At 63.7% G+C, this 16,099-nt stretch carries 14 protein-coding genes; 3 read left to right on the forward strand and 11 right to left on the reverse strand.

Annotated features, from left to right (window positions below; all coding sequences use genetic code 11):
- Window positions 1-78: 78 nt before the first annotated feature.
- The 3 genes from DX923_RS01200 to DX923_RS01210 form a co-directional block, all read right to left on the reverse strand.
- A complete protein-coding gene (locus DX923_RS01200; RefSeq protein ID WP_205413077.1) occupies window positions 79-1,038 on the reverse strand; it encodes a phospholipase in 960 nt (319 codons plus the stop codon).
- Window positions 1,039-1,348: 310 nt separating this feature from the next.
- Window positions 1,349-2,563, reverse strand: coding sequence for an MFS transporter (locus DX923_RS01205; protein WP_116112097.1), 1,215 nt, complete (start codon window positions 2,561-2,563; stop codon window positions 1,349-1,351).
- 51 nt (window positions 2,564-2,614) lie between these two features.
- Window positions 2,615-3,607 carry an alpha/beta hydrolase gene (locus DX923_RS01210; RefSeq protein ID WP_116112098.1) on the reverse strand — a complete coding sequence of 331 codons (993 nt, stop codon included), beginning with the start codon at window positions 3,605-3,607 and terminating at the stop codon, window positions 2,615-2,617.
- A 568-nt stretch (window positions 3,608-4,175) separates the two neighbouring features.
- Here DX923_RS01210 and DX923_RS01215 point away from each other — a divergent pair.
- Entirely contained in the window at window positions 4,176-5,546 is a 1,371-nt protein-coding gene (locus DX923_RS01215; protein ID WP_116112100.1) for a hemolysin family protein, read from the forward strand.
- Complete coding sequence (locus DX923_RS01220) at window positions 5,543-6,622, forward strand: hemolysin family protein (protein ID WP_116112101.1); 1,080 nt, start codon at window positions 5,543-5,545, stop codon at window positions 6,620-6,622. The genes DX923_RS01215 and DX923_RS01220 overlap by 4 nt, the downstream gene beginning before the upstream one ends.
- 72 nt (window positions 6,623-6,694) lie before the next feature.
- On the opposite strand, the gene DX923_RS01225 is transcribed toward DX923_RS01220, so the two are convergent.
- The 5 genes from DX923_RS01225 to DX923_RS01245 form a co-directional block, all read right to left on the reverse strand.
- Complete coding sequence (locus tag DX923_RS01225; protein ID WP_116112103.1) at window positions 6,695-9,145, reverse strand: ABC transporter permease; 2,451 nt, start codon at window positions 9,143-9,145, stop codon at window positions 6,695-6,697.
- Window positions 9,146-9,149: 4 nt separating this feature from the next.
- A complete protein-coding gene (locus tag DX923_RS01230; protein WP_205413078.1) occupies window positions 9,150-9,890 on the reverse strand; it encodes an ABC transporter ATP-binding protein in 741 nt (246 codons plus the stop codon).
- 139 nt (window positions 9,891-10,029) lie between these two features.
- Window positions 10,030-10,710, reverse strand: a complete 681-nt coding sequence (locus tag DX923_RS01235; RefSeq protein WP_116112105.1) for a response regulator transcription factor — start codon at window positions 10,708-10,710, stop codon at window positions 10,030-10,032.
- On the reverse strand, window positions 10,711-11,964 hold the full coding sequence (locus DX923_RS01240) for a sensor histidine kinase (protein WP_162872696.1): 1,254 nt from the start codon (window positions 11,962-11,964) through the stop codon (window positions 10,711-10,713). It abuts the gene before it with no gap.
- 60 nt (window positions 11,965-12,024) lie between these two features.
- A complete protein-coding gene (locus DX923_RS01245) occupies window positions 12,025-12,753 on the reverse strand; it encodes a response regulator (RefSeq protein WP_116112108.1) in 729 nt (242 codons plus the stop codon).
- Between the two features lie 181 nt (window positions 12,754-12,934).
- Between DX923_RS01245 and DX923_RS01250 the strand changes: the two genes are divergently transcribed.
- Window positions 12,935-14,113, forward strand: coding sequence for a sensor histidine kinase (locus tag DX923_RS01250; RefSeq protein ID WP_116112109.1), 1,179 nt, complete (start codon window positions 12,935-12,937; stop codon window positions 14,111-14,113).
- 341 nt (window positions 14,114-14,454) lie between these two features.
- Here DX923_RS01250 and DX923_RS01255 read toward each other — a convergent pair whose 3' ends face one another.
- The 3 genes from DX923_RS01255 to DX923_RS01265 all read right to left on the reverse strand — a co-directional run bounded on the left by DX923_RS01255 (window position 14,455) and on the right by DX923_RS01265 (window position 16,072).
- Entirely contained in the window at window positions 14,455-14,772 is a 318-nt protein-coding gene (locus DX923_RS01255; RefSeq protein ID WP_116112111.1) for a hypothetical protein, read from the reverse strand.
- 392 nt (window positions 14,773-15,164) lie between these two features.
- Entirely contained in the window at window positions 15,165-15,563 is a 399-nt protein-coding gene (locus tag DX923_RS01260; protein ID WP_116112113.1) for a hypothetical protein, read from the reverse strand.
- A 221-nt stretch (window positions 15,564-15,784) separates the two neighbouring features.
- Complete coding sequence (locus DX923_RS01265) at window positions 15,785-16,072, reverse strand: hypothetical protein (protein WP_116112114.1); 288 nt, start codon at window positions 16,070-16,072, stop codon at window positions 15,785-15,787.
- Window positions 16,073-16,099 lie beyond the last annotated feature (27 nt).

The following is a 16,099-nucleotide window of genomic DNA, read 5'->3' on the forward strand; positions in this document are numbered from 1 at the left end:
ACGAAGACGGGGCGGGCGAGATGTGTCGGATGCATCTCGCCCGCCCCGTCCGTTCTCGGTTCCGGGGTCAGCCCGGGGTCACCACGGTTTGTCGGCGTTGGTCGCCATGCGGTGGGTCGAGGAGTGCTTCTCGACCCAGCTGGTGATGGACTTGAGCGCTTGCTCGGTGTGGCTGTGACTGTAGAAGTGTGTGGCCTTGAACCCGGTGATCATGCCGTCGACATGGGCTTTGCCGAGTAGACCGTCGACATAGGCGTCCTGGTTCTTGGCGATGGTCCATCCGAAGGTGCGGCCGAGTTCACCCTCGTCCCGGGCTTGGGACGATCGGCGCAGTTCGTTGCAGGTCTTGTTGCCCTTGGTGCCGCAGTCACCGAAGCCCTGGCGGATGTCGAACAGGCCGTAGTCGGCGACTCGCTGGGCTGGCGGAATGTTCTTGCCGTGCTCGTTGAACTGCTGTTTCACGCTGCCGTAGGTGCCGCTGACGGCTACGGCCTCGTTCTTGTTCAAGGAGGAGGTGATGGTTTTCCATCCGCCGCCGCCGACGGTCTTGTAGAAGCCGTAGAGCACTTTGATGCCGGCGGGTTCGAGGATTTCTCGAGCTTTGCTCTGCAGGTGGGCCACCGAGCAGTGTTTCCACTTGGGATCTCCTGAGCTGCAATGGTCAGGGTTCTTGATGTCGAGCCAGACGAAGCTGACGTTCTTGCCGGCCTTGCGGTTCTCGGCGATGCGTTTGAACATCGGCTCGACGGTGTCACCCTTACTGGTCGGGATGCCGTCGTGGTCGGCGTACCAGCCGTCTTTCCAAGCGGTCAGATCGACTTCGAGGGCGTTGTAGCCCATCTTCAGTGCGTCGTCGACACCTCCGGTGGTCAAGACGCGGTGGGCGATGGCGTAGATCGGCCGCTGGGTGGAGGTGGCTGGCGCAGCAGGAGCGACGGGAGCGGGGGATGCGGCGTGTGCAGGCGCGATGACGGCACCGGCCGCCAATGCGGCGGCAAAGGATCCGGCTACCAGCGCGCGCAGGGTGTGCTTCGACAAGGAGGCTCTTTTCCGAGAGTCGAGGTGAATGTGCACTCAGTGCATAATGTGCAGGTGATCAGAATGTCCGTTTTGTTCGATGGTATTCCGATCGAGTGGACTTACCGCGGCATGATCTGATCATACAGCATATTTGAGTGGCGACTTTGGGTGTCTTCGGGGAGGTGAAATGATTCACGGTGAAGAAAAGGCTGATCGGGCGCTTATCGAACAGGACTTCCAGTGAAAGTTCAGCGATTAAAGGGTTTCTTCTAAGGTCAAGAAATGATAAAAGTCCGGCGAGATTTGCGCCGGATATGCGGAAAGTGACTCAGAAGGAAGTTGCGTGCCGCTGCGAACGCAGCAGGAGAGCCTCTGACAAAGCGAGCACGCCCGCCGCCACGATCAGGAAGAGCAGCCAGCACACCAGGACCTGCCACCCGTAGGCATGGAAGACAAGCCCCGACAGGTAGCCCACCAGGGAACTTCCCAAGTAGTAGCTCGTCAGGTACAGGCCTGAAGCCTCTGCGCGATCACGGACGGCCAAAGCGCCGACCCAGCCAGAGGCCACCGCATGCACGGTGAAGAAACCTGCGGTGAACACCGCCGTGCCCAGGAGCACCGACCACAGCGCATCGACCATCACCGCAGGCATACCCACCAAGCACAGGCCGAGCCCGGCCAGAAGCACCCGCTGTCGTCCGAACCGAGCCGCTACCGAACCAGCACGCGCCGAGGCGACCGTCCCACAGAGGTAGAGCAGGAAGATCGCACCCACCTCGACCTGGCTCAGCCCGAAAGGCTCTGCCAGTAAGTGATAGCCGAGGTAGTTGTACAGCGAGACGAAGACTCCCATCAGGAGGAAGGCCACAGCGAACAAACCCATCAGCCGGCGATCCCGACAATGCCGGGCCAAAGCACGCGACTCCTCCCGCCAGCGCAGACGTTTAGGGCGGAAACGCCGCGGCGCAGGCATCACCAAGGTCATCACCCCGGCGCAAAGCGCAGCCACCACGGCTGTCGCAGCCAAAGCCCACGGCCATGAAGTCACCTCCAAGGCCATCGCCGGGATCAACCGTCCGGACAAGCCGCCCACCGTGGTGCCTGCCACGTACAACCCCATCACCGCAGGCAGATCCCCAGGAGCGATCTCCTCGCTCAGCCAGGCCATTGCAGTAGCCGGTACCCCCGCCAGGAGGAATCCCTGCACCGCGCGCCCGATGATCAACCACCAGATCGTCGGGGCCAGCGGAAGGATCAAGCCGAGCACGGACGCCGAGATCGCCGAGAAGATGATCATCCGCCCTCGACCAAAACGCTCCGAGAGCACCGACATCGGCAGGATCGCCGCAGCCATCACCCCGGTCGCCGCACTGACCGTCAGCGAGGCCCGGGCCGGATCCACCCCCAAGCCGGAGCTGATCGCAGGCATCAACGCCTGCGTGCAGTACAGCGCGTTGAACGACCCCAGGCCGGCACAGACCACCGCGACCACAGCTCGCGTGAATCCTGCGGATCCACGCGATAAACCCTGGGGAAGTTCCACCGAGTTGCCTCCTCGACGCGGACGACCAGCCGCTCAGGAACCTACTCCCGCTCAGTTCTCGCGTCGCAGTGGGGTCGCCCTGATCTGTTCCTCCAGCCAGGCCACCACGTCACGGGCGACCTGATCCCGACAGCGATCGTTCAGGATCTCGTGCCGGGCGCCCCGGTACAGCTGAGAACGCACATCTCGCACACCTGAGTCCCGGAAAAGTTGTTTCGCCTGGAGGACACCTCGCCAGGAATCGCCCACCGGATCGTCGGAGCCGGCCACCAGGAAGATCGGTAACCAAGGCGGTACCCCGGAGACCCTCGCCCTGTCGTGCACGGGCCCTATCCCGGCCAGCAGATCCGCATAGAACTGTGTTGTGCACACGAAGCCGCACCACGGATCGGCCACATAGGTGGCCACCTCCTGGGTAGAGGTCGACAACCATTCGAAACCAGTGACCTGCCCCGGTACGAGCCCTTGCTCGAAAGGCCGGTTGAAGGAGCCGAAGAGCAATCGGTTCATCGTCGACGACCTGGCCAGGCGGCCCCGTAAGGCCGCTTCCGACCTGGCCAAGGCCAACCCCGCCCATCTGACGGGTCCGGGATCTCCGGCCGTGCCGCACAGGACTGCCCCGGCAAGGTCGTCGCCATGGCTCTGCACATAGGCGCGCACGACGAGACTGCCCATGCTGTGCCCGAAGAGGAAGACCGGAAGCCCCGGGTGGTTCTCGGTCACGATGCGGACGATCTCGCCCAGGTCGGAAAGCAACAGTTGCCAACCGGCACGGTCGGCAAGATGCCCTAAAGGTCGATCGTTGGCCACCGCAGTGCGTCCGTGTCCGCGCTGGTCGTAGGCATATACCGCGAAGCCGGCATCGGCCAGTTGGCCGGCGAACGGGGTGTATCGCTGACAGTGCTCCGCCATGCCGTGCACGATGACGACTGCTGCTCGGGGTTCGTTCGATCCGGGGCACGACGACTCTGCCGAGGGCAGCCAGGAGTGGCCGTACAACGAGAGGTCATCGACAGCGGTGGCGACGAATTCGGTACTTCCCATGGGCGCAGACTAATGCGCACCGTGGAATATCGGAGGGGCGCCACGTCCAGGAGTGCTGGGAGTGGGGCAACTCCAGGGTTTATCAGGGTTTGACGGTCGTTTCGCTGGAGAATGCAGGGCCGTATGGGTTTTGTCGATGTGTGCCTTTGGCTGTTGGTGAAGAAGATTTGTGGCTGATGCCCAATTTCCTTTGAGTGTTCGTTTCATGAACTCACCACTGACTGAGGGAATGGTGCAGGTGGCCTTGGCCGTGCTAGTCCTCTCGGGAGAGCTGGGCGACCTCTGTTCTGTGAAGTCTGCGCTTTTTGTAAATTTTTTTTTGGGGATGTCGTGTCATTCTTTGAAGAAGAGCTTGGGTGGGAACATGAAGTGCATCTCTGGTCGGTGAGTTCATGGAGAAGAGACGCCTCGTCAGGGAAAGAGAGATGGGCGGAGCCTTACTCAGGCTGCATCCATCGGACGTGCTGGTGTCTGTCGGCCATGCTGCATAAAATAGGCCTTTCATCTCATCATCGAGATGAGCCCCGGGTGGCAACCCCACCCCCGGGACCAGCCATGAAGCGGAGAAATGACCGAGCTCGCGCTCCTTTTGTTGTCCTTGATCCTCGTCGCTGCCTGTGGCCTGTTCGTGGCTGCAGAATTCGCCTTCCTGACCATCGACCGGAACCACGTCGAGAGTCGGGCTGCAGAAGGCGACTCCGGCGCCGGCGGCGTCCTTGCAGCGCTACGGACACTTTCCACTCAACTGTCCGGCGCGCAATTGGGTATCACCATCACCAATCTCGCCATCGGATTTCTCTCCGAGCCGGCCCTGGCCACTCTCATCGCGCCAGGACTGAACCGACTCGGACTGGACGGCGCCGGATCACGCGCCGTGTCCCTGACCCTGGCGATGCTGCTGTCCACCACGCTCACCATGGTCTTCGGCGAACTCGTCCCGAAGAACCTGGCCATCGCGATCCCCGAACGGACAGCGCGAGCAGTGCAAGCACCCATGCGGGGCTTCACCACCGCGACCAAACCGATGATCACCCTCCTCAACGGATCGGCGAACCGGGCCCTGCGACGAATGGGTATCGAACCCACCGAGGAGCTCGCCAGCGCACGTAGTCCCGAGGAACTCCACTTCCTCGTGGCCCGCTCCGCCCGGGAAGGGACCCTTCCGGAGGACACCGCAGAACTTGTCCAGCGCAGCATCGAATTCGGTGAACGCCGGGCCAGTGATGTGATGACCCCGCGTACCCGGGTCGACTTCGTGCACGTGGGGGACAGCGTCGCCGACGTCGTTCGGCACGTCCACGACACCGGACATGCCAGGTTCCCTGTGCTCGACGCGGAGACCGACCGGGTCGTCGGGCTCATCACCACCCGACAGATCCTGCGCGTGCCAGCCGCCGACCGTTCCCGGATCGCCGTCACCGAGGTCATGGACACCCCCGTCCTCGTACCCGGATCCATCGATCTGGACTCCCTCCTGGGCGACCTGCGTGACGGATCTCAGCAGATCGCCGTCGTCATCGACGAATACGGCGGTGTCGACGGCATCGTCACCCTCGAAGACCTCATCGAGGAGATCACCGGGGAACTGGAGGACGAACACGACACCCCTGTGGCACCACGCCAGACCAGGCCCGGCATCTGGGAGGTCTCAGGGCTGCTCCGCCCCGACGAAGTCGAGGAGGTCACCGGTGTCCTCCTGCCCGAGGACGCCGAGTACGAGACCCTCGCCGGGCTCATCGTCGACCAGCTCAACCGACTCGCCGAGCTCGGAGACGTCGTCGAGGTCATCGGTCAGGACGAGGAACACCGGCGCTACCCGGTGACCCTGACCGTCACCGGCTTGGACGCCCTCCGCGTCGACAGGGTCCGTATCCACCTGGGAGAAGCCCTCCCCGACGACGAGAACACCGCCGCACCGACCACGGACGAACGCCGATGACCAACTGGATCATGCTCCTCGTTGCAGCACTGCTCCTGCTGCTCAACGCCTTCTTCGTCGGTGCGGAATTCGCCGTGATCTCCGCCAGACGTAGCGCCATCGAACCCAAAGCCCACGCCGGGTCGGCGCCCGCACGGGTGGTCCTGGGTGCCATGGAACAGGTCTCTCTCATGCTGGCCACCGCCCAGCTGGGCATCACCCTGGCCTCTCTCGGGCTGGGCGCCGTCGCCGAACCCGCACTGGCCCATCTGATCGAAGCGCCCTTCCTCGCACTCGGGGTCGGCTCCCACCTGGTTCACCCCGTGGCCTTCGTCCTCGCGCTGCTGATCGTGGTCTACCTGCACGTCGTCCTCGGCGAGATGATCCCCAAGAACATCGCCCTCGCCGGGCCGGACAAGGCCGCGCTCTGGCTGGTACCTCCGCTCGTGGCGGTGACCAAGGTGCTCGGACCTTTCGTCATCGCGCTCAACGCCCTGGCCAACGGTGTGCTACGTCTCGTCAAGATCACCCCTAAAGACGAGGTCGCCAGCGCTTTCACCAGGGAACAGGTTCAGGCGATGGTCGACGAGGCCGCAGAGGAAGGCCTCCTGGACGACAAGGAGAAAGCACTCCTCGCCGGGGCACTGCACTTCGACGAGGACACTGTGACTGCTGCCCTCATCCCCGTAGGCCAAGTCGCCAGTGTCCGACTAGGGCAGAGCTGCGCCGAGATCGAGACGATCGCCGCTGACACCGGGTACTCACGACTCCCGGTCCTCTCGGACGAAGGAGACGGATACATCGGGTACATCCACCTGAAGGACGTCATCACCGCCGACCCCGAATCGCTGGGGAAGGTCCTCCTCGCCGAGGTGGTCCGGCCACTGCCCGCCATCGCCCAGGAAGCCAGCCTGCGCACGCTTCTGGAAGCGATGAAGAGCTCCCAGGTGCATATCGCCCAGGTGCGTCAGGTCGGACTCGCCGAGGACGAGATCCCGGGAAAGGTCGCCACCGACCGTGGCGAGCTACGAGGCATCGTGACCTTGGAGGACGTCCTCGGCCGCCTCGTCGGACATATTCGCGCCGAGCGCGGCTGACCGGAACGTGGGAGGGGTACGAGCACCTGTGGTGCTCGTACCCCTCCCACGTCATATCAGCAGTTCAGCGTTTTACTCCGAGGCGAGCGCAGCGCTCGGAGGAACCTTGGCCGCCCGCCGTCCGGGAAGGACCGAGGCTGCCCAGCCCGCCAGAAGAGCCACCCCGGAGACCGTCAAGAGGGTTCCCCACGGCAGGTCGAACGGGACGTCGACCTTGCCGCCCGCTGCCGCCTGGAGCAGTGAGAATCCGTAGAGGGTTCCCAGCAGCAGCCCGAGGAGAACACCGACGGAGGCCAGCAGGATCGCCTCCATTCCCAACATTCGTCGGAGCTGGCGTCGGGTGATGCCCAAGGCGCGGAGCAGGCCCGACTCCTGAGTGCGTTCCAGGACGGACAGACTCAGCGTATTGCTGATGCCCACCAGGGCGATGAGGACAGCCACTCCCAGCATCCCGGTGGCCAGGGAGAGCAGCATCGTGACCACGGTGTCGAACTGCAGGCGCAAGGCCGCGGCCCCGGCGATCTGGACCGCAGGCACTCCTTTGAGTGCCTCGCTCACCTTCTCCTGGGCGACCGCGATGTCGGTGCCTTGGGCGTACCGTGCCCACAGGACGTTGTGCGCGTTCGGTGCCAGCTGGTGCAGGGTGTTCTCCGTGACCATCGCCATGTCTCCGCTGCGGGGGCGGACGAGGGTCTTCACGGAGATGGAGGTGCCTTGCGCATTTTTCACCGTGACAGTGGACCCGTCGGCGAAACCGTCCTCCTCGGGCAGCAGGATGACCCCGTCCTTCAGTCCGGAGATCGCTTCTGTCGCCCTGGACGCTTTCCCGCTCGCAGGGGTGACGCCGAACAGATCACGTTCGGTGCGGGTCTCCACGCCGTTCTTGTTCTTGCCCTGGAGTGTGACCTGAGTGAGGAGAGGAGAACTCACGTCGGTGATGCCGGGTACTTTGCGCACCTTGTCTGCAGAGGTGGACGGAATGCTGCCCCCTGCGGAGGTGGCGATGACGTCGACCGGAGTCATCTGGTCGAGTTCCCGTTCGATGATCTGCTGAGCGCTGGTGATGCTCACCGTCAACAAGGTGATCAAGGTGACCCCGACCAGCAGCGCGCTGGAGGTAGCGGCGGACCGCGCGGGGTTCCGGCGGGAGTTGTCGACGGCGAGCTGCCCCGGGATCCCTCCGAAACGGTTCGGAATCACCCCGATGATCTTGGCCATGGCCGGCACGACGAGTGCGCCGAGCATGATGATGCCGATCAAGGAGAGTGCCGCGCCGCCACCGGCCCACGCTGCTTCGTGGGAGAGCGCACCCTGGACGACGAGGGCGAAACCTCCCACGGTGAGGAGTGCACCTACCGAGATGCGGACCTTACCGCTGCGGGTTTTTTTCAAGGGCTCGACCTGAGGACGCAGCGCGGCCATCGGGGCCACTTTGGTCGCCTGACGGGCCGGGAGGACCGCTGACAGCGTGGTCACCGTCATCCCGACCAGGAGAGGGATGAGGATGTCCTTCGCGGAGAAATGGATGCCCTGGATGTCGGTGCCCGCCTGGTGGGCAATTGCCGTGATGAGGCCGACCGTGCCGAAGCCCAACAGGATGCCGACGACCGACGCCACGGCGGAAAGCGCCAAGGCTTCTTTGAGTACCGTCCCGAAGACCTGACGGCGAGTAGCTCCGATGCAGCGGAGCAGCGCGAGCTCCCGGATCCGCTGGGCGATCAGGATGGAGAAGGTGTTCGCGATGACGATGGAGCTGACCAGGACGGAGATCGCGGCGAAGCCCAGGAGCAGACCGGTGACGACCTTCCCTGCCGAAGCGAGAATCTTCAGCCGCTCCTTGATCTCGTCCGGGCCGGTCCGAATCTCCAAGGAAGCAGCGCCGGGGATCTTCTTGGCCTTGTCCCGGAGCTCTGCCTGGTCTGCCGAGGGCGCCATGACATACGCCTGCTGGTAGCGGTCTTTCCCGCTCCAGGTGGCGAGGTCGGGTTCGCTGGCATATACGACGGAGAGGGTCTTCTCCGATCCCTGTCGTTCGGTGAGGATTCCGACGACTCGAACCTTGGCAGGCTGCTGTGCTTCACCGAACAGGGTCATCTCCTGGTTCAGGGAGACCTTGCGGCTCTTGGCCAGGCTGCTGCTGATCACCACCTCACCGGAGGTATTCGGCAGGCGTCCGGAGGAGAGCGAGCGGTCTTCGTCCTCGCCGGGGATGCTGCGACCGATGGTCATGCCCTCGCGGCCGTCCAGCTCCTGCTGGAGGTCGATCTCCATCTTGGCGCGAACGGTGTCGACCCCGGGTAGTTTCTTCAGCTCGTCGACGAAGGACTTGGAGATGCCCGAGGTGCTGGGATCGTCGGTCGGCCTGGCGGAGACGACGACGGCAGAGTCGCCGACGTCCTTCGCGGCGAGCTTCTGGAAGGACGACTGGAAAGTGCTGCCCAGGATCAGGGCGGAGGCGACGAAGGCGACGCCCAGAACGATCGCGATTCCCGCTGATATCAAGCGACGTGGCTGTGCGAACACGTGATCAGGCCGTCCAGAGCGCGAGTTCGGACAGCTGCCCGTTGGTGGGCTGCTGGCGTACGTCCGAGCAGATCCGGCCGTCGGCCAGAGTGATCACCCGGTCGGTGTACGACGCGGCGTGCGCATCATGGGTGACCATCACGATGGTCTGTCCGAGCTCGTAGACGCTGCGGGCCAAGAATTCCAGCAGGGCATTGCCCGATGCAGAGTCCAATGCTCCGGTCGGTTCGTCGGCGAAGATGACGTCGGGCTGGGCGACCAGTACCCGGGCGACGGCAACACGCTGTTGTTGCCCGCCGGACATCTGCGAAGGTCGGTGGCCCAGGCGTCCTTCGATGCCCAGGACTGAGACGACCTGGTCGAAGAGGGCTTGGTCGACCTTGCGGCCGGCGAGTTTGAGGGGCAGGAGGATGTTGGAGCGCGCGTCCATCGTCGGCATCAGGTTGAAAGCCTGGAAGATGAAACCGACCCGGTCACGGCGCAGGCGGGTCAGGTCGTCGTCGGAGAGCCCGGTGATCTCGGTGTCACCGATCCAGGAGCGGCCGGATGTGGCCTCGTCCAGGCCGGCTGCCACGTGCATCAGGGTGGATTTGCCAGATCCGGAAGGGCCCATGATCGCGGTGAAGGCACCGGATTCGATCTCGACGCTGACGTGGTCGAGTGCCGTGACGGCGCTCTCACCGGAACCGTAACGTTTCATCAGGTTCTCGGTGCGTACCGCCACCTGGCGGCTGGTTTTGGACATCGTTTCTCCGTGCGTCTTCCGGGCAGTCTTTTCCGTGGTCGACATTAGGGAAGGAAAGGGAGGTCCAGATCAGCCGTGAGCGCGAATTCAGTTCTACGACCATGGTCGTAGACCGGGGTGGTACGACGGTGTTTGGGGGTCAGCAGGCAGGGCGGACCAGCCCGGTGTCGTAGGCGAGGACCACCATCTGGACCCGGTCACGCAGGGAAAGTTTGGCGAGGATCCGTCCGATGTGGGATTTCACGGTGGCTTCGGTGACGAAGAGTGTCGCTGCGATCTCGGCGTTGGACAGACCTCGTCCGACGGCGGTGAGAACTTCTCGTTCGCGTTCGGTGAGCAGTGCGAGCCGCTCGTCGGGGGAACGCATCTCCTCGACAGTGATCGGTAACCCGGGGATGACTCGGGCGAGTAGTCGTCGGGTTGCACTGGGGGCGACGACGGCGTCCCCGGAGTAGACGGCGCGTACTGCGGTGAGCAGCTCCTCCGGTCCGGCGTCTTTCAGGAGGAAGCCGGATGCACCGGCCTTGAGTCCGGCGTAGACATATTCGTCGAGATCGAAAGTGGTCAGGACAAGGACTTTGACCTGGGACGACGTGGTGATCAGCCGGGTGGCTTCAATGCCGTCCATCATCGGCATGCGGATGTCCATCAGGACGATGTCGATGGCGGGAGCGCTCTCGTCGGTCGACAGGACGGCGTCCACGGCTTCTCTGCCATTGCCGACTTCGCCGACGATCTCCATGTCTGCCTGAGCGTCCAACACCATGCGGAAACCGGCCCGGACGAGGGCTTGGTCGTCGGCGATGAGCAGCCGAATCATCTAGTTCTCCTTTGTCCTGGTGCGTTCGTCTGCGGGGATCGTGGCGACGACTTCGAAACCTCCGCTGAGCCGATCACGAGCCAGGATCTTTCCACCGTAGGCGGCGACCCGTTCCGTCATGCCGATCAGGCCGTGGCCTTGACCATCTGTCTTGACACCGCACTGTGATCCGGTGCCATTGTCACGCACCGACAGCATGACTCCTTTGGCCTGGTGTTGGATGGTCACGGCGACGTCGATATCGGGTCCGCCGTGCTTCATCGCATTGGTCAGGGCTTCCTGGATCACTCGGTAGGCGGCCATCTCGGCACCGGCGGACAGTGGCGGGTGGGACTGGGGGTCGCCTTCGGTCAGGTAGGTGGTGCGGACGCCTGCGTGACGGAGCCGTTCGACCAGTTCTTCGACCTGGTCGAGGGTGGCTTGCGGGGTGTATTCCGTCTCGTCGTCGTCCCGACGGAGAACTCCGACGAGTCTTCTTGTCTCCGAGAGGGCTTCACGTGCGGTCTCGGCGATGGTCCGCAAAGCGCTCATCGCGACTTCCGCCTGCTTCTGCGCGTCGGAACCATGGCTGACCGTGTAGACGCCACCGTCGGCCTGGACGACGATCACGGACAGGCTGTGGGCTACCACGTCATGCATTTCACGGGCGATCCGAGCCCTTTCTTCCTGGGTCGCGAGCCTGGCGCGCTGGTCACGTTCTCGTTCCAGATATTCGGCCCGGTCCTGGAGTATTTGGATGTTCTCCAGGCGATGACGGGAGAGCTCACCCATGACCCAGAAGGTGCCGACGACAGCGACGACGGTCAAGGTGGCGATGAACCAGACCGTGATGTCCGAGAGGTCGGCCGGATGCTCCGGACCATCGTGGTGGAAAGCCCAGTCGTAGGTCTCGGCGATGATGAAGGGCACGGCGAGCCCGAGCCACCAGCGGTAACGGGGGCTCGGGCTGTAGGCGGCCAGCGAGTATACGCAGACGGGGATCATCACATTGAGAGTGCTTGGCCCGTCCATCACCATCATCTGGACGACATGGGCCAGGAAGGTTCCGACCACGAGGAGCTCCGGGAAACATCGTCGCCACAGCATGGGTACCAGGACCAGCGCGCACCAGAGCGGAATCCACCACAGCTCAAGGCTCGGCCCGTCCATTTCGAGCGAGACGCCCAACAGGATGACGGGGGCGTACAACGCCGTCCAGCAGGCGTCACCGGCCTTGGGGCGAGGAGCCGGCCATTGGTAAGGGGCTTGTTTCATGTCCGGCACCATCTCCTACTACAGGATGACAACGAGCTCTCGACTCGAGTAGGGGACAGTTCAGGGGCGGCGTGGACGGCGAGCCTGCTTGCCTTGTGCGCCGGCTCGTCGGAGACGTGGCTGGGCCAGCCCGAGCTCGCAGGCGTGGACGAGGATCTGTACGCGGCTGGAGACGCCCAGTTTCTGGGCGAGGGTGCCCAGCCGGGATTTCACTGCGGCTTCGCTGATGTACAGTTCGGCCGCGATCTCGGCATTGGACATTCCCTCGGCGAGCAGGTCGAGCGCTTCGCGTTCCCGCGGGGTGAGCAGGGCGGCTGGGCTGTCGGGAGCGATCCGGGCCGGGAGATGGCGGCGGGGGTCGGGGGAATGACGTAACGAGTCGACCAGTGCGGCGGTGATCGCGGGGGACAGGGCGTTGTGTCCGGCGATCACCTCTCGGATGGATCGGACGAGGAGTTCGGGTTCGCTGTCCTTGAGCAGGTATCCGCTGGCTCCGGCGCACAGCGCGGGCACGATGGCTTCGGGGCCGGCGAAGGTGGTGACGGCGATGACCTTGACTCGCGGCTGCTCGGCGAGGATACGTCGGGTGGCGTCCACACCGTTGAGCAGCGGCATGTGAAGATCCATGAGGACGACATCGGGGCGTAGCTCACGGCAACGTTCCACGGCTTCGACGCCGTTGCGGGCGTCGCCCACGACCGTCATGTCTTCGGCTTGACCGACGAAGACTTTCAAAGCCTGCAACATCAGCTCTTGGTCGTCGACGATGAGTACCTGAGTCGTTGTCATGTGCCTTCCTGAGGGCGAGGGCGCAGCGCCACGATGTGCGATCGTGACGACTCTGTGCATCGGTGGGCGTGTTTGCCCCATGATCTCTGCTTGTCAGCACTACCTGGCTGGACTAGCCTCCTGTGAGGTCACCGCGCGCCGCCATGGTCGGTAGTTTCCCATTGCCCTGAGGAGCTCACGGATGCGCCTACCCTTCGGGATCACTGGGGAACCACGGGGTCGGTCGCATTGGACGGGCCCGATCATCATCGCTTTCGCGGCGCTGTCCTTTCTGGACGATACGCGCCGGGTACTGGCAGGTTCGTCGTCGTTGACCGGTCAGCTCGGCGTGATCGGGTGCTCGTTTCTGATTTCGGCGGCGATCGTCGGAGTGGTGCTGCGCTGTCACTGGTTCAACCTGTGCTGTCTGGTGGCTGCGGCTCTTGTGCACATCCTGTCATTGGCGATGCCGACGTTATCGGTTTCCTCGCAGACCTGTTTGACGGTGACCGGAGCTTTGGCGATCGCGGATGCGGCTTTCCGGGGTGAACGGAATCTTGTTCTGATCGGAGCTGCGATCTATATTCCTTTGCGGATCATCACGGTGGCGGTGAATCCGGCAGGGACAGGTCGGCTGCTCTTCGCGGAGTTCCCTGCAGTGGCAATCACCGCCGGGGTCGGTGGATATGTCGGGGCGACGGTGCGCTGCCGGTGGGCCGCGGAGGAGAAAGCAGCTTTGTTGTCGACAGCCAGGCAACGGGAGCGGGCTCTTCTGGCCAGGGAGTTGCATGATGTCGTGGCACATGAGTTGACCATCATCGCGATGCAGGCCTCGGTCATGCGCCTGGCTCAGGACAAGGATTCGGTCGAGTCGGCACGGGATTCGATCGAACGGACGTCTCGGGCTGCTTTGGACGAGTTGAAACGTCTGCTGCAGGTGTTGCGGTCCAGTGAGGCGGTCTCCGAGGTGTCCTGTGCCGACGACTTGTCCTTGCAGGAGGTCGTCGACGGAGTGGTGGAACATCTCCGAAGACTTGGGCATCCTGTCGAGGTCGATATCGCAGCAGGCGAATTGCCGCGTAGCGTGGAGTTGGCGGCAGAGCAGGTGCTCCGAGAGTCTTCGACGAATGTGCTGAAGCATTCCCCAGCGGGCTCGTCGGTCTCCTTGACGGTACGTCGAGAAGAGGGCACCTTGTTCGTGCGAGTCACCAACGACGGTTTCGGTCAGGACCCGGAGCAGGCATTTCCCTCGACCAGGTTGGGCTTGTCCGGTTTGGAGGAGAGGCTCTCGCTCCTGGGTGGTGAGCTCACGGCCGGTCCGGAGCAGGGTCGCTGGGTGGTCGTGGCGTCGCTCCCGATCGCCCCACCTGAAACTGCTTGAACGGCAGTAATTTTCATTCTCCTAGACTTTTGTCTAGATCTATCGTCCAGGGTGCAGTCGAAGAGCTGAATCTCTCGCATTTCCCTGGCGAGGGAGGCTGTGCCATCCAGACACTGATGTCCGCCGGGTGACAGGGAATCCGGCGAGCGACCGTCCGGTCGTATCAGGCCCGCGACGGGGGACGGGCACCGAACGGGCTCGGATGGCCAGAGGCTGCTCCTCCTGGCCATCCGAGCCCGTTCGAGGCATATCGGCGAGAGATTCCCCAGATCCCTTCCCGCCGCGGATGCGGTCGTGCTGTTGTCGCAAGGTGGTCGAACGCTGACGCACTGGGGTCGATCTCAGAGCGCCTGCTCCAAGCGTTCCAGGCCGTTGAGCTGGTTCACAATAGTGTCGATCGCCATCGTCAGACCGTACTCGATCGAGGCCTCGCCGCAGGTGGGGCAGGTCTGCAAGGTGACGCCCGGGTAAGTGCTTCCCGGAAGGGCGTCAACCGCAGTAGTCGCGGCAGCCAGGCATGTGGGGCAGGTGGAGGCGGACAGGCTCTCCACGGCGTTCACTGCAGGTGCCTGGTTCTGGGCGGCACCCTGGCGGCAAGTGGCTGCGGTGCTGGTGCGGCGGCGGCGGGTGGTGCGGCTGAGCGTGGCGTTGGCATCCATGGTTTTCCCCTGGTGTAAGTCGATGCGTTCGTTCCTGACACCATCCCAGTCGGCCCGGCGAGACGTGGGGTGAGCTGCGATGATGGGTCTTTAAGAAGACTTGAACTTATTTACTTTCTCCAGGCGGATACCTGGGGGAAGTCTAGACTGGATAATGCGAAAACGCAGGTGGGAGGTTCTTTCTCTGTCTCGACGGAGTGGCGCTTCTGCTCCAGCGATGGTGTCGACCCCGCAGCGGATCTGCTCGCAGAAGGCAGCGGCTCTCACGGCCGGACATGACGAAGGCCCCGGACGATGTCCGGGGCCTTCGTCTGAGAACAGCAGCGCAGTCGAGGTGCATTTGGCACCTGCTCCTAGCAGGCCCGCCCCACGGGAAGGTGATCTCTCAACGGTCACGCGGCGAACCACACTGCGGCGTCGAGGACATCCCACCTCTCGATGTCATCGGTCAGCTCCTCGATCGCCGCCGACAGCGCATAGTCCACCGACGGAACCTCGCAGTCGGGGCACAGCCGAGGAGCCACTCCGGGGAACTCCACGTCAGGGCGCAGATCGGCATCGCCGCCACTGGGAACCAAGCAGGTGGCGCACAGATGCGGTTCGGCCGCGCTGTCGTCCTGGACGGCGAGCGAAGCCGCCTCGGTGGTCTCCGAATCCGGTGCTGCTTGGAGGGAGGCGTGATCTTGGCACGGGGTCAGGACATCCAGACCGGCAGGCTGAGTCGCTTCGAGGACCATCGGCTCGGGCGCGGCAGCGGGCGGGGTGTGATCTGAACCGGATGCAACGGTCACGTCGTCCTCCTGACATTCGGGATATTCGGGCTGAAAATCCTGGGAGACACCGCCGGCCGTTCAAGATGTCCTTGCTCTTCGCGGAGGGAGCCAAGTCTCAAAGGGTGTGAACGCCGGTGTACCGGTGACATAGGTCCCATCGCCCTCCCCGCCATCAGGCCAAGAAGAGGTGGCTGTTGTTTACCAAGTCTTGAAGATTGACGTCCAGGTCGGACGCTTGATCAACCCTCGTTCCCCACAGCGGCGTCCAAGACCTCCCAGCGGCGCCACCGGTCGAGGATTCCGTGAGTCTCAGCGGCCAGATCCCATTCCACGGAAGCCAGCCCACATGTGGGGCAGACTGCGCGGCCCGGGGTGGCGACCCGCTCGTCGGACTCTGCCGTGGGATCATCCCACCCCAGGCAGGTCGGGCAGGCTCCGAGATAGTCCCGCAGGATGTTCTCGTCTTGCGCGGTGGCCCGGGTCGGGCGGAGCGGCGCAGCATCGATCATGGCGTCGTAGGCGTCCATCGTCGTTCTCTCCCCATCATGAATGTC

Source organism: Austwickia chelonae (genome assembly GCF_003391095.1).
Taxonomy (GTDB): Bacteria; Actinomycetota; Actinomycetes; order Actinomycetales; family Dermatophilaceae; genus Austwickia; species Austwickia chelonae_A.